The organism is Aliivibrio sp. 1S128, from assembly GCF_001691065.1.
Classification (GTDB): Bacteria; Pseudomonadota; Gammaproteobacteria; order Enterobacterales; family Vibrionaceae; genus Aliivibrio.
Map to the genome: position 1 here is coordinate 1 of NZ_MAJV01000102.1, position 19,569 is coordinate 19,569.

Annotated in this window: 15 protein-coding genes; 10 read left to right on the top strand and 5 right to left on the bottom strand. The window is 39.5% G+C overall.

Going from position 1 to position 19,569, the window contains the following annotated elements; all coding sequences use genetic code 11:
- Positions 1-389 precede the first annotated feature (389 nt).
- From secF to A6E03_RS11895, 4 genes are all read right to left on the bottom strand, one after another.
- On the bottom strand, positions 390-1,289 hold the full coding sequence (gene secF, locus A6E03_RS11880; protein ID WP_065600934.1) for a protein translocase subunit SecF: 900 nt from the start codon (positions 1,287-1,289) through the stop codon (positions 390-392).
- 3 nt (positions 1,290-1,292) lie between these two features.
- Positions 1,293-3,116 (bottom strand): protein translocase subunit SecD, encoded by a 1,824-nt coding sequence (gene secD / locus A6E03_RS11885; protein ID WP_065600935.1) that lies wholly within the window; start codon positions 3,114-3,116, stop codon positions 1,293-1,295.
- A gap of 112 nt (positions 3,117-3,228) precedes the next feature.
- Positions 3,229-3,735: a hypothetical protein gene (locus A6E03_RS11890; RefSeq protein ID WP_065600936.1), complete on the bottom strand. Its 507-nt coding sequence runs from the start codon at positions 3,733-3,735 to the stop codon at positions 3,229-3,231.
- 107 nt (positions 3,736-3,842) lie between these two features.
- Positions 3,843-4,757 carry a LysR family transcriptional regulator gene (locus A6E03_RS11895; RefSeq protein ID WP_065591498.1) on the bottom strand — a complete coding sequence of 305 codons (915 nt, stop codon included), beginning with the start codon at positions 4,755-4,757 and terminating at the stop codon, positions 3,843-3,845.
- Positions 4,758-4,890: 133 nt separating this feature from the next.
- On the opposite strand from A6E03_RS11895, the gene A6E03_RS11900 reads away from it, so the two are divergent.
- From A6E03_RS11900 to A6E03_RS11920, 5 genes are all read left to right on the top strand, one after another.
- On the top strand, positions 4,891-5,931 hold the full coding sequence (locus A6E03_RS11900; protein WP_083201860.1) for an HlyD family secretion protein: 1,041 nt from the start codon (positions 4,891-4,893) through the stop codon (positions 5,929-5,931).
- 2 nt (positions 5,932-5,933) lie between these two features.
- Positions 5,934-7,538, top strand: coding sequence for a DHA2 family efflux MFS transporter permease subunit (locus tag A6E03_RS11905; protein WP_065591500.1), 1,605 nt, complete (start codon positions 5,934-5,936; stop codon positions 7,536-7,538).
- A gap of 69 nt (positions 7,539-7,607) precedes the next feature.
- Positions 7,608-8,312 (top strand): 16S rRNA pseudouridine(516) synthase RsuA, encoded by a 705-nt coding sequence (gene rsuA / locus A6E03_RS11910; protein ID WP_065591501.1) that lies wholly within the window; start codon positions 7,608-7,610, stop codon positions 8,310-8,312.
- 166 nt (positions 8,313-8,478) lie between these two features.
- Positions 8,479-9,684 carry a Bcr/CflA family multidrug efflux MFS transporter gene (locus A6E03_RS11915; RefSeq protein WP_065591502.1) on the top strand — a complete coding sequence of 402 codons (1,206 nt, stop codon included), beginning with the start codon at positions 8,479-8,481 and terminating at the stop codon, positions 9,682-9,684.
- Positions 9,685-10,374: a DUF2913 family protein gene (locus A6E03_RS11920; protein WP_065591503.1), complete on the top strand. Its 690-nt coding sequence runs from the start codon at positions 9,685-9,687 to the stop codon at positions 10,372-10,374.
- A 90-nt stretch (positions 10,375-10,464) separates the two neighbouring features.
- Here the strand turns inward: A6E03_RS11920 and A6E03_RS11925 are convergent, their stop codons facing one another.
- Positions 10,465-11,907 carry a DUF2867 domain-containing protein gene (locus A6E03_RS11925; protein ID WP_065600938.1) on the bottom strand — a complete coding sequence of 481 codons (1,443 nt, stop codon included), beginning with the start codon at positions 11,905-11,907 and terminating at the stop codon, positions 10,465-10,467.
- 126 nt (positions 11,908-12,033) lie between these two features.
- Between A6E03_RS11925 and A6E03_RS11930 the strand changes: the two genes are divergently transcribed.
- The 5 genes from A6E03_RS11930 to nhaA all read left to right on the top strand — a co-directional run bounded on the left by A6E03_RS11930 (position 12,034) and on the right by nhaA (position 19,076).
- Complete coding sequence (locus A6E03_RS11930) at positions 12,034-13,413, top strand: MATE family efflux transporter (protein WP_065600939.1); 1,380 nt, start codon at positions 12,034-12,036, stop codon at positions 13,411-13,413.
- Positions 13,414-13,538: 125 nt separating this feature from the next.
- Entirely contained in the window at positions 13,539-14,210 is a 672-nt protein-coding gene (locus A6E03_RS11935; RefSeq protein WP_065591506.1) for an ABC transporter ATP-binding protein, read from the top strand.
- Positions 14,191-16,644: an FtsX-like permease family protein gene (locus A6E03_RS11940; RefSeq protein WP_065591507.1), complete on the top strand. Its 2,454-nt coding sequence runs from the start codon at positions 14,191-14,193 to the stop codon at positions 16,642-16,644. Before A6E03_RS11935 ends, A6E03_RS11940 begins: the two co-directional genes overlap by 20 nt.
- Positions 16,644-17,765, top strand: a complete 1,122-nt coding sequence (locus tag A6E03_RS11945) for a lipocalin-like domain-containing protein (protein ID WP_065600940.1) — start codon at positions 16,644-16,646, stop codon at positions 17,763-17,765. The genes A6E03_RS11940 and A6E03_RS11945 overlap by 1 nt, the downstream gene beginning before the upstream one ends.
- A gap of 165 nt (positions 17,766-17,930) precedes the next feature.
- Positions 17,931-19,076 carry a Na+/H+ antiporter NhaA gene (gene nhaA, locus A6E03_RS11950; RefSeq protein ID WP_065591509.1) on the top strand — a complete coding sequence of 382 codons (1,146 nt, stop codon included), beginning with the start codon at positions 17,931-17,933 and terminating at the stop codon, positions 19,074-19,076.
- Positions 19,077-19,569: the final 493 nt, after the last annotated feature.

Sequence of the window (19,569 nt, forward strand, 5' to 3'; positions counted from 1 at the left end):
AATTCACTATGCCACTACACTAGAAAGCAGATGATCAAGCAACCATTTAGACTATGCTAACAATAATGTGTATATTGTTAGCATTTTTGACTATCGGGCACATGTTTATGAGTTTCTGGTTAAACTTTTAAGTAAAGGTCAGTAGGTACTTTTTTAGTGGATAAGAGAATTTGGTCAGCCACATAGTTGCAATACCAAAAGTAATCCGAAAAGTCAGAATGTTCTATGGCTCGTAACTTGGAATTGTCCAATAACGAGTTAAGCCTAAAAAATAAATAGCACAATTTCACCACCCACAAAAAAGGGATCCAGCCTAAACCAGATCCCCTAACATCAGCCGCATTCCCTGCGGCTTTTTACTGTCTATTATTTAAACCTAAACCAATCCCTTAAGGCTCTTCAGAAATAGGTTTCGGCTTGTAGTGATCCGAGTTCAAACCAAAGTACTCAGGTAAACTTGTACCTACCGAGATAGAAGACCAAGTACCTGTCACGATACCGATGAACATCGCAATCGCAAAGCCTTCTAATGGACCGCCACCTAATAGCCATAAAGAACCAACAGTGATTAGAGTTGTACCAGATGTCACCATAGTACGAGAGAAGGTCGCGGCAACCGCTTGGTTATTAATCTCTTGAATAGATAACTCAGGTTTGGCAATTAATAGCTCACGGATCCTATCTGCAATGATAATAGAGTCATTCAACGAGTAACCTAAAATCGCCAAAATAGCGGCTAGGGTGGTTAAGTTAAACTCCATTTGAGTCGCAGCAAAGAAACCAAGCACAAACACGATATCGTGGGTTAAGGCAAACAGAGAACCAGATGCCAAACGCCATTCAAAGCGGTAGCTCAAGTACGCTAAGATAACCAAAACAGAGACTAATAACGCCATGCCGCCTTGCTCAGTTAGCTCTTCGCCAACTTGTGGACCAACAATACTGGTATTCAATACTTGAATATCAGAATGCAGAGGAGCAAGTACTTCAGTCAATGGTGGAAGCTCAACGCCTTTTGGTGGAATCGCATAACGCAACACCCAACGGCCCGGCTCACCAGAGGCAATAACCGCCACATCTTGTTTAAAGCTAGCATCTAATAACGGCGCAATTTCACTGCTTGTGATTTTGCTATCAATTTGAACTTCACTCACGATACCGCCAGTAAAATCCAAGCCCCAGTTAAGGCCTTTCATTGCTATCATGCTGAGTGCAAAAATCATTAAACCGATAGAAACCACACTCGTCATGTGACGCCATTTTGTTGCATTTTTCATATTTATAAACATAACTTAAATCCTAACATCATGACGAGAATCACGACCCCAAACTAAATTGATAATGGCACGTGACGCGAAGATGCCTGTGAACATACTGGTTAATAGACCTAAGCCCAGAGTTAATGCGAAGCCTTGGATAGGGCCGTTACCGATAGTGTATAGAACCACTGCGGTAATCATTGTGGTGAAGTTGGCATCGAAAATGGTACCAAATGCACTACTAAAGCCTCTATCAATCGCTTGTGCTAATGTTCGACCTTCTTTCTGTTTATCTTTAATACGTTCAAAAATAAGTACGTTAGTATCAACCGCCATACCAACCGTCAGTACTAAACCTGCAATACCGGGAAGGGTAAGAACCGCACCAGGAATAAGCGCAAGTAGACCAAACAGCATGATCATGTTGCCAACAAGGGCAATGTTAGCCACCCAACCTAAACGACGATACCAAAACGCCATAAACAGTAGAGTTAGACCAAGACCAAGACCTAAAGCAGCAAAACCATTTTGAATGTTCTCAGCACCCAATGTTGGGCCAATAGTGCGCTCTTCAACGATAGTCACAGGCGCAGTTAGTGAACCAGCGCGAAGAAGCAGAGCAAGCTCTTGAGATTCTTGAAGTGAGCCAGAACCTGTGATTCTAAAGCGGCTACCAAGTTGACTTTGAATTGTCGCTACACTGATGATTTTGTTACTTTGCGTGGTTTCACCTTTGCTGTTACGACCGTACTCGTTGTACGACGTTGCCATTGGTTTACCAACATTGTGACGAGAGAACTCAGACATGATTTTGCCGCCTGAACTATCAAGAACAATGTTTACTTCTGCCATGCCCATTTCGCCTAAGCTTGCGCGAGCATCAACAATATGGTCACCACTTAGTACGGGTTTTCTACCTACACGTATTGGGCGGCCATTCTCATCAGGAACTTCCATTGTGCTGCCAGTGCCTTGTTCTTTCACGGCATAGAAAGCAAGACTCGCGGTAGCACCGATAACATTTTTTGCAGCAGCAGGATCTTGAACTCCCGGCAGCTCGATACGAATTCGGTTTTCACCTTGACGTTGAACTAAGGCTTCAGTGATACCTAACTCTTCAATACGGCTACGCATGGTTTGTAAGTTTTGTTGAACGGTAAGGTTACGAACTGCAACTTTCTCTGTTTCTTTTAGCGTTAGCTTAAGATCAAAGCCGTCACCGTTTGATACTTGCCAAGTAGGGTAGTTTTTATGGATAAACTCACGAGCCGCGTGACTTGCTTCTTCTGATGGAAGACGAACCACTAAGCTATCACTGCCTTCTTTTTGGAAGCGAACAGAGCGTATGCGTTCATCTCTCAATTCTTGTTTTAGTGAATCAGACAGTTCATTACGTTGTGCTTGGAAAACTTGGTTTACATCAACATCGAGTAAGAATTGCACACCGCCACGTAAATCCAAACCAAGTTTGATTGGCTCAAATCCCATATTTTGTAACCAAGCAGGGGCTGCTGGCGCAAGAGATAAAGCTAACGTTGTGCCTTTTTTACTGTCATCAATAACAGTAGACAGTACATTTTTTGCTGCGGCTTGCTGTGCTTCATCTTGCAAAATAACGATGGTTTTATCGCCTTTTTGTTCGATGCGTTTAACGGTTATTCCTTGGTCGGTTAGCGTATGTTGTAATTGAACAATAGAAGGAATTTGTCCGTCTTTATTGGTAATTTGAACGGCTGCATCTTCGCCATACCAAGTCGGGATAGCGCTTAATAATAAAATAATAAGCGTGGTAATAAGAACAACGTATTTCCATTTTGAATAATGGTTCAGTCGTTGTATCGGTTGTTTTCTTTGCATAATAATTTCACCTCACATACGAAGTTGCGTATGCGAAAAAGTCACAAATCTAGTTAGTTCGTAATAAACGAATAATAACTAAGTGATAAATCAATGGATTTTGAGTGTGAAATTAAGAGTGTGGGTATAACCGCTGGCTGTAGATAAGGTTACTTTCCTTCCAAGCCGAAATTCGAGAAGTAGATGAATAGGTGTTTAATGCCCAATTGACCGTCGGTTTTGGTTTTTCTTGATAACCAATGGCTAATTGTTCAGAGGGAATAGCAGGGATCTCTAATGCCAGTTCATAAACCGGAAAGACTTCTTCAGGATCATGGCGCGCCAAGTTTGCCATGCGAGAAGCGTAGGCGATGCCTAAATTTACATCGTGGCTTTGAGAGGTGCTTTTAGAATGTAGTGTGGTTGAGTCTGTTTGAGCCCCATTGATGTTGCAAGTGACAAAATCAATAGATTGAATAGGAGAGTTATCAACGGAAATCGTTACTGGAACCGCAGAGTGCTGTTCAATTGTCAGTTCTACAAAGTGGCTGTTGTCGTTTTGATGATATGCAGATGCCTGAGCAAGCGAACTTACCCCAAAGCAAAGACAAATTATCAATAATCGAAACAGTTGCACCACGAAAAATCCAGTGATTATATTAATAGACCATCGCATCGTATTCGATGAATGACCTTACTGGCAAGTGAAATTAATAGATTCAGAAAAATTGATGTAATTTTAGTGAATTATTCAATCTTATTTCTTTCAGCTGCTGTTAATTCAAATAGCTCAAGGACATGGTCAATAAACACCCTCAGACGTTTTGGTATTAATTTATTTTGTGGAAAGACTAAGCTAATGGCAGCTTTCGGTAGATCCCAATCTGGAAGAATTTGTATTAATTCTCCATTTTTAATGTGCTTTCGACATAAAAACTCAGGTAAAGAAGCAATCCCTAAACCACTTAAGCAAGCTGATTTACAAGCGGTAATGGTATTTACTTTTAAGCGGTAGGGTAGGTTGACGCGAATGGCTTTATCTAACTGATTAAAATACAGATTAGGAACTTTTACCGCGTTAACCACTTTTATTTGATGATGAGGCGCATACAGATCTTCTGGTGTTTCAATGTTGCCATAAGTCTTTAAGTATTCAGGGCTTGCAACAATCACACGCTCGGAAAAATCAATGGTTCTTGCTACTAAAGAGGAATCATTAATTTCGCCAACTTGTACATAGAGGTCAATACCATCACCAATAATGTCGACTTCTCGATTGGTCATTTCTACGTTAATTGAGACTTCTGGATAACGGATAAGAAAGCTATTGATGTAATCCGACATGACGTTGTGGCCGATCTCTACGGGCATCGCTAAATTAAGGTGTCCACGGATTAAGTTTTGATTTGCGGTCAGTTCTAATTCGGTTTGTTGCATAATATCAAGCACTTTTACGCTAGCTTGATAAAAAATCTCACCCTCTTGGGTTAGCCCTAATTTTCTGGTTGAACGAGTGATAAGCTTCACACCTAGATGTTCTTCAAGTTCAGCGAGCTTTCTGCTTACTGTTGATTTTGTCATTCCTAGATTAATAGCGGCTTGAGTAAAGCTTCCAGAATCAATGACTTGATTTAATATAGTTATGTTATTTAAATCCATCATTAGGTCGTCCCTTATTGATTGGTAAGATTTGTGCAACAGTGTTTCCCTTTTTTCCTATCTAATCAATAAATCTTTTTTGTTTTATACTCCTTCTCTCTTATTTATTACATTCATGTTCAAGTGGGTACGCGCAGTGGCAGAGCAACAAAAGAAAAAAAATAAAGCACCTTTGATTGCGACAATCGTTATTATTTTATGTGGCCTTGCCGGTGGTGGTTATTGGTATGGTTATGGTCAATATTTTCAATCAACAGACAATGCGTATCTGCAAGGTGACATTACGACAATCAGCCCTAAAGTTGGCGGCTACATTGCAAAAACATTTGTTGAAGATAACCAAGTGGTTAAAGCGGGAGATTTATTGGCAACGATAGATAGCCGTGATTTTGTGGCTGAAAAAGAGAAAGCAGAAGCCAATGTATTAGTCAGTGCGGCTGCAATTAAAAATTTAGCGGCAGAGCGTAAGCTACAAGACATTCGTATCCGTCAGGCGGCGAGTGAAATTGAATCTGCTAAAGCTGAATATGAACGTACTCAACAACAAGTTAAACGTACTAAAGCGTTAATTAAAAAGAATTATTCATCACAAGATGAGTTAGATAACAACGTGTCTCACCTTAAAGTCGCATTAGCAAATGTTGACGCAGCAAAAGCGAATTATCAAGCATCGAAAGAGCAAATTAACGTTATTGAAAGCGAAATAGCGCAAGCGGAAGCCGCATTAAATCAAGCAAAAACAGCACTAAAACAAACAGAGCTTAATCTGTCTTATACTAATATTTACGCGCCAATTGATGGTGTGGTTGGTAAACGCAGTTTACGCAGTGGTTTATTAGTTCAAGCGGGTATGCCTTTACTGAGTTTAGTACCAACGACTGAAGTATGGATAGAAGCGAATTTTAAAGAGACACAGCTTGGTGATATTCATAAAGGACAAAAAGTATTTGTCGATTTAGATGCGTACCCAGACCTGCACCTAAAAGGGATTGTTGATAGCTTCTCTCCTGCAACAGGCGCTAAATTTGCGTTGTTACCACCAGAGAATGCGACCGGTAATTTCACTAAAATTGTGCAACGTGTGCCCGTTAAAATCAGTATTTTGAATGCGGACTTATTAGAAGGTAAGTTAATCCCAGGCCTTTCTGTGGTTGCTACGGTTGATACTCGAGGCTAATCATGACTCAAGAATTAACTGTTGTGGATCAAGTAAAAGCTACTGATGTCCCCCTAGAAACTGAGATCCCAAGACGTAATTGGATCGCCTTATTTGGTGGTCTACTTGGTGCCTTTATGGCGATATTGGATATTCAGATCACCAACTCGTCTTTAAAAGACATTCAAGGTGCATTATCGGCTACGATGGATGAAAGTTCGTGGATCTCTACGTCTTATCTTGTGGCTGAAATGATTGCGATACCGCTGAGTGGTTGGTTGTCTGTTGCTATTGGTAAACGTCGTTACTTAACGTGGACAACCATCATTTTTGCTGTGGCATCGGTGCTGTGTTCTTTGTCTTGGAACATGGGGTCAATGATTGTCTTTCGTGCCATTCAAGGGTTTAGTGGTGGGGCGTTAATTCCACTGGCTTTCTCTTTGGTTGTTCAGTTATTACCGTTAAATAAACGTGCGGTTGGGATGGCGTTATTTGGGGTGACAGCGACGTTTGCGCCATCAATTGGTCCTACATTAGGTGGCTGGTTAACTGAAAATTTCTCGTGGCACTATATTTTCTATATTAATATTCCACCAGCTATCGCACTGATCTGTATGGTTAACTACGGCCTTGATGATGAACCGTTAAAATTAGACAGTTTATTAAAAGCGGATTGGTTTGGTATTACGACAATGGCGATTGGTCTTGGTTGCTTAGAAGTCGTACTAGAAGAGGGGAATCGTGAAGAGTGGTTTAGCTCTAGTTTCATCGTTACCTTATCTATTATTTCAGCCGTTAGTTTGATTTATTTTGTCATTAATGAATTGCAGCATAAGAACCCCTTAGTGAATTTACGGCTACTGAAACAAAGCCAGTTTGCAATGTCATGTGTGGCGTATTTGATTTTAGGGATGGCGTTGCTGGGTTCTATTTATGTATTGCCAATGTATATGATCCAAATTCAAGGGTACAACGCATTAGAAATTGGCGAAGTATTAATGTGGATGGGGTTCCCTCAGTTATTAATCTTTCCATTAGTGCCTAAATTAACGCAAATTATTAAAGCTAAGTATTTGGTGTTCTTTGGATTTTCGATGTTCGGCATCAGTTGTTTTGTGAATACGCACATGAGTTATTTATTTGGTGGTGATCAACTGATTTTTTCAATGCTACTGCGTGCTATTGGTAGCCCATTTATTATGGTGCCATTATCATTAGTTGCGATGGAAGAGATTAAACAACATCAAGTATCTGATGCCTCAACCATTACTAATGTGCTGCGTAATTTAGGTGGGGCATTTAGTATTGCTATCATAGCGACAATGCTTGATAACAAAACTCGTGAGCATTTAGGCCATATTAAAGAAACATTAACGACGGTAAGTACTGACGGTTGGTATCAATTACAGCAAAGTGCGGCGATGTTTGTTTCAAAAGGAAGTGATCCTGCTACGGCGATGTTGCAAGCTAAAGCTTCATTAACGATGACCATGCAGCGAGATGCGGCAATTATGGCGTATAACGATGTGTTTTTAATGATGACGTGTTTCTTAGCTTTTGCTGCATTTATGATGTTTTTTGTTAAATCTAATTCTAATCCGGGCTCAATGGCAGGTGGGGCACATTAATTTTTTATGTGCGCTCGCTTCTTTAGGTGGTTTGGGTATAATGCGGCTGAATATTGAAATGAGGTTCTCATGCGTTTAGATAAATTTTTGTGCGAAACATTAGGTGCTACCCGTAGCGAAGCTACTCGAATTGTTAAAAGTGGTAACATCACAGTTAATGGCGTAAAGACAAAAGTTACTTCAGTAAAAGTAACGGATGATTCAACCGTTGAGTTGGATGGCCGCGAGCTTAAATTTCATGGTCCTCGTTATATTATGCTATTTAAGCCAGATGGTTATGTATGTTCTCATGAAGACAGTACGCACCCATCGGCATTAACATTATTAGATGAAGTGAATGTAGAAAAACTGCATTTTGCGGGTCGCCTTGATGTTGATACTACAGGATTAGTCCTAATTACTGATGACGGCCAGTGGTCACATAAGATCACCTCACCAAAACGTAAGTGTCCAAAAACTTATCGTGTATGGTTAGATGAATCGATTGGTGCAGATTATGCTGAGCAATTAGCAGAAGGCATTCAACTTAAAAGTGAAACTGGGTTAACGATGCCAGCAGTGATGGAAATCGTTAATGAAGACGAAAACGAGCTTCTATTAACGATTCAAGAAGGCAAGTACCACCAAGTTAAACGTATGTTCGCAGCGCTTGGTAATAAAGTTGAAGGTTTACACCGTTCTCAAATTGGTGGTCTAGGTTTAGATTACTCACTTGAGCCAGGTGAATACCGTTATTTAACGGCTGAAGAAGTTGAATTGGTATTTAGTAAATAATTCATACTAATTATTAGTGATAATAAAAAGCGGTGTGGCAGCGATGTCACACCGCTTTTTGTGTAAATTCTTGCAAAGAATTCGAATATAAAAAGCATGTTGTAATAGAGCATGATAATATTATCAATCCTATCTTGTTTCTAATTATTGCTTGGTCACTTGCCCTATGCCATCTACTGCTACCGATCAACCTCAACCGCCTACATTAAGTATATTATTGATCATCATTTTAGGTGCTATTTCTGCGCTTACACCTCTTGCTATTGATATGTATGTTCCTGCGATGCCTAGTATAGCGGCCGATCTTGGTGTGTCTGCGGGTTCGGTGCAAATGACATTAACGGCTTACACGGCAGGGTTTGCAATCGCCCAATTAATTCATGGACCACTCGCTGATAGTTATGGCCGACGTCCAATATTAATAATAGGTACGGTCTTATTTGCGATTTGTGCAGTGATCGGCGCGCAAGTCGATGGCATTGAATCTTTAATGTATATTCGTGTATTACAAGGTGTTGCTGGTGCGGCATCTGCGGTGGTGGTTCAAGCCATTGTTCGAGATATGTTTAATAAAGAAGACTTTGCTCGCATGATGGCGTTTATTACGCTTGTGATGACGGTAGCTCCATTGGTTGCGCCTATGATTGGCGGACACATGGCGGTCTGGTTTGGTTGGCGTTCAATTTTTTGGTTATTGGCTATTTTTGCGGTTCTTATTATTTTTGCGATTTTATGGCGCATTCCTGAAACGCTAACAGAAGAAAATCGTTCCCCGTTTAATCTGGTAACCTCATTAAGAAACTACCGTTCATTGTTTAAGAATCCGGTGTCTCTTGGTTTGATTTTTTCTGGTGCTTTTTCTTTTGCTGGGATGTTTTCATTTTTAACCGCAGGCTCTTTTGTCTATATTGATATTTATGGTGTCAGTGTTTCTAACTTTGGCTACCTGTTTGGTTTGAACGTCGTTTTCTTAATTGTAATGACCACGATTAATGGTCGTATGGTTAAGAGAATGGGGTCACATAATATGATTAAATTTGGGCTTTCAATTCAGTTATTCGCTGGTGTCTTAATGATGGTAGGGCAGTTATTGAATTGGGGCTTATGGGGTACGGTTGTTCCTGTTGTTTTATTTGTTGGTTGTATTTCTACAATTGGCAGTAATACCATGGGGCTATTATTAAGCCATTACCCTAAAATGGCAGGAACGGCATCATCATTAGCAGGTACACTCAGATTTGGTACTGGTTCACTTGTCGGTGCGTGTATCGCAATGTTTCCTGCTGATTCTGCTTGGCCTATGGTGAGTTCCATGGCAGCATGTTCAATCTTATCTTTTGGTTTTTATTTTGTTTTTGGACGTAAAGCGTAAATGAGTAAAGAAACAAACACAGTGAATTATTATCAAGAAATTCAAAAAGTAGTGAATGAAGCGTTAACAGACTTACAAGAAAGTAAGGATAGCGGACGTTTACCTAAGAATCCGGTGAGCGCAAATCACTTTTTAATTCGCTGGGTGACAACTGCGATTAAGTCTCAACGTTTTTCACGTTGTGTCGCAAAAGATTTGATGACGTGGCAGAAAGAAGGCCGCACTAAAGGAACTGGCACTCAATTACCAGTTCGTTTTGAGCATTATTCTCGTTTGTATGCAGCATTAGCTCCAGTTGAGACAGTAACGCCGATTACAACATCAGGATTGATGGCGTGGTGTGAGTCACTGGAAGAACAAGATTGGTGTGTAACGACAGATTATGAAGTGTTAGAAAAGGCGTCTTTATTTTCAGACGGTGATCACTCTTTAATTATTTGTGCTACGCAATTGGCTTCTTGTTTTGAAGGTGATGATGAAGAGAACCAATCTCTAGTTAAACCATTAACGTGTTATGTGCGTGGTAATCACCATGAGTTCGTTGAATCGGCTTTTGAGCATGGTTTAATGGTCCATAAACGTTCTGATTATAAATCAAAAGTGAAATATCACGGTGAGTACCTGATTTTCCCGAATAATCATGGTTTACAGTTAGGTGAAACTCCATTTTCATTTAATGTGAAAAAATAGAATTTATTTTTCTGTTTATTTATAAAAGTGAAAAGCGCAGATCTTCTGCGCTTTTTTTATGTTTGATAGTGAGCGTTTCTTAATTGCTTTTTATTCTTCAGCTTCAGCTTTTTTACAAATGGCTTTAACCATACCTTTAAAAATAAATAGGTGAGCAGGAAACATAGCAAACCAATACATTAATCCCCAGAATCCTTTTGGATGCCACCATGCTCGAACATCTAGTTGACGATGGTTACCCTCCAGTTCTTTGATCGAAAATTCTAGTCGCCCTAACCCTGGAGCGGTCATCCCAAAAAGTAGAGATAAGAATTTATTTTCTTCACAGCGGATCACTTTCCATGAATCAATATGGTCGCCTAATTGAACTTTACCTGACTCTGGTCTTCTTCTGATTGGAAATGAACCGCCGAGTAAAGGGTCTAACCATTCTCTGGTTCGCCATAATGCATTAGCAAAGAAATAACCTTCTTTACTGCCTAGGCGCTCAATTACAGTCCAAAGCTGTTGAGCTGAAGCGGTTGTGGTAAAACTTGCGCCAGCTTGTTTTGGGTAAAATCCATAGTCGGATTTCCAGCGCTTTAAAGCACTTGGGTCAAATCCCCATATCTCACTTTTGATGGTTTCATCATTGGTTTCTTGTGCTCTGTTTATGGCGTTAGATAACGAGAGTAACGGTTGGGGGAATTCACGTTGTATGTCTGTATTATCAGCAATAAGGTCATGATCAATTCCGGCTAATAAGGCTCGGCCTAAATCGGAAGGAACAGAAGTAACAATACCAAGCCATAAGCCTGCGAAAGAAGGGCTGATAAAGCGTGTAGGAATAATCTTAATCGAACGGTGATTTCGTGTAGCAATAAGCTGAAATAGGGATTGGTAACTAACCGTTTCAGGTCCACCCGCTTCAAATGTGATGGATTCGGTCAGAGGATAATCAATACATTGGATTAAGTAATAATTGAGGTTTTCTATCGCAATTGGATTGGCTTGCGAGTTAATCCAAACAGGGCAGATCAATACAGGAAAATGATTGACAAAATCGGTCATTATTTCAAAGGCGGCAGATCCCGTACCAATAATGATCCCTGAGTTTATTTCAATCGTGGGTATACCTGTTGAGCGTAATAACTCTCCTGTTTTCTTGCGAGCCAGTAAGTGTTGAGATTGATAGCCTTCAGGTTGTAATGCACTTAAATAAATGATTTTTCTAAGAGAAGATTGCTCAGCAGCGGTTTTGAAATTTTCAGCAAGAGAGACTTCATAATCAATGAAATCATGACCATGTGACATTCCGTGAACCAAAAAATAGGCAATGTCACAACTTTCCATCATAGGAAGAATAGAACCTGCGTCTTCTAAATCAAGGTAATAACATTGCAAATTTGGATGGTCAACAACCCTATCAAGTAGATAGTCAATATTACGAGCACAGGCAATGACTTGGTGCCCTTGTTGTAATAATTGTGGGATTAATTGTGAGCCAACATACCCTGAGGCACCAACGATTAGGATTGTGCTTTTTTTATTCAAGATTGCTCCTTTACCTTGTGAATATAAATATTAATTACGGTTTGATTCTAGTACAATTTGTAGGCATATACCTAATGGATCTTGTGTAGTGCAAATAGTTAATTTGTTGTTTATTTGAGGTTCTTCATGTCTGTTTTTCTTTCTAATGTCATTGGTCACACTCGAGGTGACTTTCTTAAGCGATTAATTATGATCGCAATCCCGATTGCACTGCAAAATATCATGTTCTCAAGTCGAGGACTTGTTGATGTACTCATGCTTGGCCAATTAGGCGAAGCCGAGATTGCGGCTGTTGGCGTTGCCAGCCGAGCGACGTTTGTTACGACTATTATGTTAGTGGGCGTGACTACCGGTGGTGCTTTATTAACCGCTCAATATTGGGGTGCACAAAATAAAGAAGGTGTACGTCAAAGTACAGCATTAACTTGGATGGTTAGTATGGCCATGGCAACGGTTCCTGTTGTGCTGTTTTTGCTTATCCCTCATCAAATAATGTCATTGGCGACCAATTCACAAGAAGTTATCGATTTGGGTGCAGAGTATTTATTTATCACTGCGTTAACCATGTATGTTGTGTCTTGTGGCAGTAGTATGGCTGTTGGCTTGCGATCTATCCATCAGCCAGGAGTAAGTACATTTTTTAGTGGTATTGGTATTGTCTCTAATGTCTTTTTTAACTGGGTATTAATATTTGGTAATTTAGGCGCTCCTGCTATGGGAATTAAAGGGGCAGCATTAGCGACATTGATCAGTGGCGTTATTGAGATTATTTTCCTTTATAGCTATCTCTATAGTCGCTCGCATTTATTAAGCTTTGGTTTAGAAGAAATAAAAGCAGTGTTGAATTGGCCTAAAATTTCTAAGTTCCTTTCCCTTTCTTTGCCAACAACATTTAACTTTTTAGTCTGGGCTGCGGGTATTTTTACTTACCATGCAATTATGGGTCAATCAGGTGTACAAGGTTTAGCGGCGTTATCTGTTATTTCACCTATAGAATCTATTGCGCTGAGTTTCCTTATTGGTGCTGCAGGCGCGGCATCGGTATTGATCGGTAATCAATTGGGTGCAAAAAAATATGAAGCTGTTTATTACCAAAGTTGGGGAGTACTTGCGTTAAGCGTCGCGACCAGTATGGTTATTGCGTTATTTGTTATGGTTTTCCAACACCAGATCCTAGATATGTTCCCGGCGTTAACGGAAGAAACTCGTGCGATTGCTGAGAAATTCATGGCAATTTTGGCGATTATTATTGTGATCCGCAGTGTGCCACTTACGGCTATTGTTGGGGTATTACGTGCCGGTGGAGATGTTAAATATTGCTTATATCAAGACATAGTATCTCAATGGTTTATAGGGATCCCAATAGTAGCAATTGGTGCATTAGTCTTAGGATTTCCTCCTGAGTATGTTTATGCTCTATTTGTTGTGGAAGAAATAGTGAAATGGTTTGCTTCAATTTCTCGAATGAAATCAAAAAAATGGATTAAAAATCTGGTAGATGCGTAACAAAACTTCGGTTTTTGAGTGGTATCGGTGAACCGTCCCCCCCTAAGGTATAAAAAGCTTTATGAAAGAGGGGTTATAGTGTAAGTTCTGTAACCGATATCACAAAACACCGTTTGAGAGGGGACATGTTAAAACTGACAAACCTGAATAAGGGATATTTGGATGGTGGAGAATTTCATCCAATCCTTCAAGGTGCAGAATTAACAATTGAGCAAGGCGCTCAAATTGCTTTAATGGGTGAAAGTGGCTCAGGCAAAAGTACCCTTTTAAATCTTATTGCAGGTTTAGATAGTGTGGACAGTGGAGAGATAGATCTTGCTGGTTTTGCTATGCACTCTCCAAAGCAAAGCTCTCGAACGTCTTATCGTCGAAATAATATTGGACTTGTTTTTCAACAGTTTAATTTACTTCCAACGCTAACTGTTGCTGATAATATTCGGTTTTGTCGTCAACTCAAAAGCTTGAGAGACGATGATGCTTTGTGGCGTCAAATTATTTCAGCGTTAGATCTTATGCCTCTATTAGGCCGTTATCCTGAAGAAATATCTGGTGGTCAGCAACAACGTGCTGCGATTGCTCGTGCCTTGTATATGGAACCAAAGTTATTATTGGCCGATGAACCGACTGGCAGCTTAGACGAAAAAAATGCTGAAGCAGTAATGCGTTTGTTGACTCGATTATCTCGTGATCTTCATTGTACGCTATTGTTAGTGACACACAGTGAGAAAGTGGCAGGTCATATGGATGGGTTAGTGAGGCTTCAGGGAGGACAATTAAATGTTATTTCCGGTAGCTAAAGCTCTCTTTGGACACTACCGTAGACACCCATTACAAATATTTTTAGTGTGGCTTGGTTTAACCCTTGGTGTGGCACTTCTTGTTGGTGTTCTTGCTATTAATCATCACGCTAAAAGTAGTTATAGCGAGGGTGAAAAATTATTTTCAAATCCTTTTCCCCATCGTATTCGTGCGATTCAAGAAAATATCTCTGTTCCTCAGGCGTTTTATATTAACTTGCGCCGTGCAGGTTATACCTCTTGTATGCCAATTCAAACGTTGCATCTAGCAACGAAAAACGACATAGACATCTCATTGATAGGGATAGATCCGGTCGCTTTAATGCAGATATCAGCGAATAACCTGGCAAGTACCACGGATATGTTGGCATTAATGCATCCACCTTTTCCTATCATTGTTAGTCAGCCACTGGCTTCTTATTTTAACCTTGATGATGGCGATTACATTGAACTTGAAAACCAATCAAATGTAGGGCCTGTAGTTGTTGATAAGGACCAACGTTTATCTGGTTCTAACATTTTTTCTGATATAGCGTTAACAAAAATGTTAGGGCATAAACCGGGTTTCGATCTCATACTTTGCGGTGCAATGTCAGAGGCTAAAATAAAACGTCTTGAGAGAATGTTACCTAGAGGGTTGCAATTAGATACCCATAAAGAATCAGGGCTTACTGCATTAACAAGAGCATTCCATACCAATTTATTGGCGATGGGAATGCTGTCTTTTGTGGTTGGTTTATTTATTTTCTATCAAGCTATGTCACTTTCGTTTGTCCAACGACAACCATTGGTCGGCACCCTTAGACAAATTGGTGTATCGACAAAAGAACTTGTTTTTGCGATGAGTATTGAAGTGGGCTTATGGGCTATCATTGGCTGGTTAAGCGGCAATTTCTTCGGTTTACTTTTAGCCAATCAGCTCATACCTGCTGTTTCAAACAGTCTATCTTCACTATACAACGCTAATGTGGACCTTTTGATAACTTGGAGCTGGAGTTGGAGCTACCAAAGTTTATGGATGGCTGTTTTAGGTTGTATTTTAGCGTGTGGCTGGCCACTTTATCGCTTACTCAGTATTGAACCCATTCGTTTGACTGCTCGTTTGTCTTTAGCTCGTTTTGCTGGCAAGGAATTTCAAGTTCAAGCAATCGTTGCATGCGTTTTTTGTGTGGCGGCTTATGTGGTTAATTTATTACCCCAAAATCATGAAAACGGATTTATTTTGATTGGGTTTTTAATGATCAGCGTAGGATTATTAACCCCTTATATTTTATGGACGTTTTTTGATTGGCTATCTTATCGCTTACCTTCAGCTAAAGCGCGATGGTTCTTCTCTGATTCTGCAGCAAGCTTAAGCTATCGTGGTGTTGCTGCAATGGCTTTCATGCTTGCTCTTTCTTCTAATATTGGCGTTGAGACAATGGTTGGGAGTTTTAGATCTACGACTAACAATTGGCTTGAGCAACGTCTTGCTGCTGATGTTTATATTCAGCCAAGTAAAGCATCTGCAAGTAGAATAAGTTATTGGTTAGAAAAACAACCAGAGGTTGAATCGGTTTGGAGACAGTGGACCATCGATTATCCAACCGAATATGGAAAATTAGAAATTTTAAGTACCGGTTCTACATTGGGTGAAAAAAGCGCGTTGACAATGAAGGTCGCCATCCCTGATTTTTGGTATTCACTTCACCACCAACGTAGTGTATTGATTAGTGAATCGATGGCATTAAAATGGGATTTAAAACCGGGTGATTATTTAGATTTACCGGTGCCAATGGGTGACAATTGGCAGATCTCAGGTGTGTATTATGATTATGGTAATCCTTACAATCAGCTATTACTTTCTCACCATGCTTGGCTAAAAGTATTTGGCGGGCAAGGTAAAACAGGGATAGGAATTGTTTTAACGGATAAAGATAAGCGAACAGAGCTTATCGGACGTATTTTGAAGAAGTACAGGCTGCCTATTGAGCAAATTAACGATAATAATAATATCCAAACTCAAGCAATGAAAGTCTTTGACCGTACGTTTATAGTGACTGGAACATTGGGTAATTTAACCTTAGTTATTGCGGTATTTGGTTTGTTTTTTGCTACTTTAGTTGGTGAGGTATCACGACAACGGCAAACTGCATTATTGCGTTGCCTGGGACTCTCTGGAAAAGAATTGATTTTATTGGGAGGCTTACAATTATTGATGATTGGGGTGTTTACGATGCTTATCGCTTTGCCATTAGGCCTTGTTCTTTCTCAGTTATTAATTGATATCGTAATGAAATACGCGTTTGGTTGGACAATGGAAATCAATTATTTCCCTGTAGAATATATCACCACGTTCTTCTGGACGTTACTGGCATTAACTGCTGCTGGCTCTGCAACGGTGTGGAGAGTGACAAAACGACAAGCGATTGTTTCACTTAGGGAATCGTTGTAATGCAATCAAATAATTTAAATAAAAGTAGCATTAAAGTATCGCTTTTTATATTTGTGTTGATTTTGGGGTTTTCTGCTGTTTATTACATTAATTGGAAAGATGCAGATACGAAAGAATATAATGAAATTAATAACATTTTTTCTCAATCGGATTATTCATATTTTGCACCTGTCCTTCCGGATTCACCTTTAAGCTTTCCCAAAGATTTTTATGAACATGCTAATTTCCAACACGAAAAATGGGTAATGACGGTAAATGCCTTTAATCAGAAAGGGGAAAGTGTTGGAATTCAGTGGACGATATTTCGTATATCAAGTGATGATCGAGAAACAAAAGGGTGGTTAGATCCTCGTTTATATATAGCTAAAGTGATTATTACAACAAAGGATAAAAAATGGATAGCTGAGCGTTTAGCTCGTGGAGGAATTGGACAGGCAGGTATTAATCAGAGACCTTACCGGGTTTGGATTGATGACTGGCAGTGGCGAAGTTTAGGTAAGGCTCCTTTCCCTGGGATATTATCAGTTACAGCAAAGGACTTTTCTTTAACGTTATCGATGAATTCAAATAGCAAACCAGTTCCTTTAGGTGATCATGGTTACTCTAAAAAACACGATTTGCTTCCAGTTGCTTCTTATGAGTATATTTTCCCCTTTCTTACTGCTCATGGAAAGATGACCTTAGATAATGAAACGTATACGGTTTCTGGTGACGCAATTTTAGAACATGAATGGGCTAGTGGTTTTCTAGATGAATATCAACAAGGTTGGGATTGGTTTATTATTAATTTAGATAAAAACCGTAAGCTTCTTGTGGCTCAATATAGACATAAAGAACAACTTTCTTACCAGTATGGAGCTTTATTGTATAAAAATGGTAATTCAGTTGCATTAAGTGATGCTGATTTTACGTTACAAACTTTGCCAGTTAGTGAACTGAGTAACGGACGTAAACTACCGCTTCAATGGATAATAAACGCACCAAAATACAAAATTAATCTAACTACGCAAGTGGTTAGAAATGATCAATGGTTAGATACATATATACCTTATTGGCAAGGACCGATAACAACAACAGGTTCTCATCGAGTAACAGGGTTTATGCAACTAACAGGGTATTGATACAAGGATGGCATTATCGATACGAATAAATCTGAGGATATCGGTCAACACTTCGGTATTTCCGATGTTTTAACTCTGAACAAGCGATTATTCTTGGTCTTAAACAACGGTTAGACTTTATTTTTCGTTTTTCCGTAAACTATAATTATAAGTGAAGGACATCTTATGAGTGATGTTATTAAGAATTTTTTTAAACTAGAATCAGCTGGCGGCATCCTTCTTGTGATTGCTGCAGCTATAGCGATGATGATCGCGAACTCTTCTTTTGCTCCAATGTACGATACTTTTTTACATACCTATATTGGTGGTATGTCTGTTTCACATTGGATCAATGATGGCTTGATGGCTGTGTTCTTTTTATTGATTGGCTTAGAAGTAAAACGTGAACTTCTTGAAGGTGCGTTAAAGTCGAAAGAAACGGCAATTTTCCCTGCTATCGCCGCTGTTGGTGGCATGCTTGCTCCAGCTCTGGTTTATGTTGCGTTTAATATGGGTGACCCTGAAGCCTTATCTGGTTGGGCTATTCCTGCGGCAACTGATATTGCGTTTGCTTTAGGTATCATGGCATTACTTGGTAACCGAGTACCTGTAAGCTTAAAAGTATTTTTACTGGCACTTGCAATCATCGATGACTTAGGTGTTGTTGTTATTATTGCTTTCTTCTATACCAGTGATTTATCAGTGTTAGCGCTTGTGATTGGTTTTGTAATGACAGGGATTTTATTCCTACTAAACTCAAAACATGTATCTAAGATCCGTTGGTATTTACTTGTTGGCTTCATTCTATGGGTTAGTGTTTTACAGTCTGGCGTTCATGCTACGTTAGCCGGTGTTGTACTCGGTTTTGCTATTCCACTTAAAGGGAATAAAGGTGAACGTTCTCCGTTGAAACACATGGAACATGCTCTGCACCCATACGTTGCATTTGGTATATTACCGCTGTTTGCATTTGCGAATGCGGGTATCTCATTAGAAGGCGTATCATTTGATAGTTTAACAACAACGTTACCACTAGGTGTTGCGTTAGGCTTGTTCCTTGGTAAACCATTAGGTATCTTTAGTTTTAGTTATATTGCAGTAAAATCAGGAATAGCGAAGCTGCCTACCGGCGTGAACATGAAGCACATCTTCGCGGTTTCAGTTCTTTGTGGTATTGGTTTTACAATGTCGATCTTTATTTCATCACTGGCATTTGGTGGTGCGAATCCAGAGTTTGATAAGTTAGCTCGACTTGGTATCTTAATGGGGTCAACATTAGCCGCTGTTGTTGGTTATATCTTGTTAAGTATTTCACTACCAAAGAAAGCGTAATGTTAGTTTGATTTAGATTAGATACCTCGCTTAGGCGGGGTATTTTTTTGTCGGTATATTTATTTGCTCAGTGATGTTAATTTCTATTAACTTAGGTTTGTTTCAGGTAAAAAAAAGCCCAAACAAATAGATTGGGCAAAGGAATATAGGAATTATGAAAAAGCTATGCAGTTGATGATAGAAAACTTGGCGGCCTGCTAAATTTCAATCATTAATCATCAACGGGTACTTATTCAGACTTGCGATAGTTAAGTTAGTTCAACTTTTTTCTTTTTCTTTTTTATAATGGCTAAAAAAGAAAAACCCGTTATCTATAAGCGCTAAAAGCGAGATAACGGGTTACTTGAATGAATCAAGAAAAAGCAGTGGAATTATGAACATAACATCAGACTTCACTTTATTTAGATAGTTCAAAAAAATGCGAAGAGAATGCTATTTTTTTATTGAAATATATTCTGACACCTCCAACCACTCACTATTTTGACAAAAATTG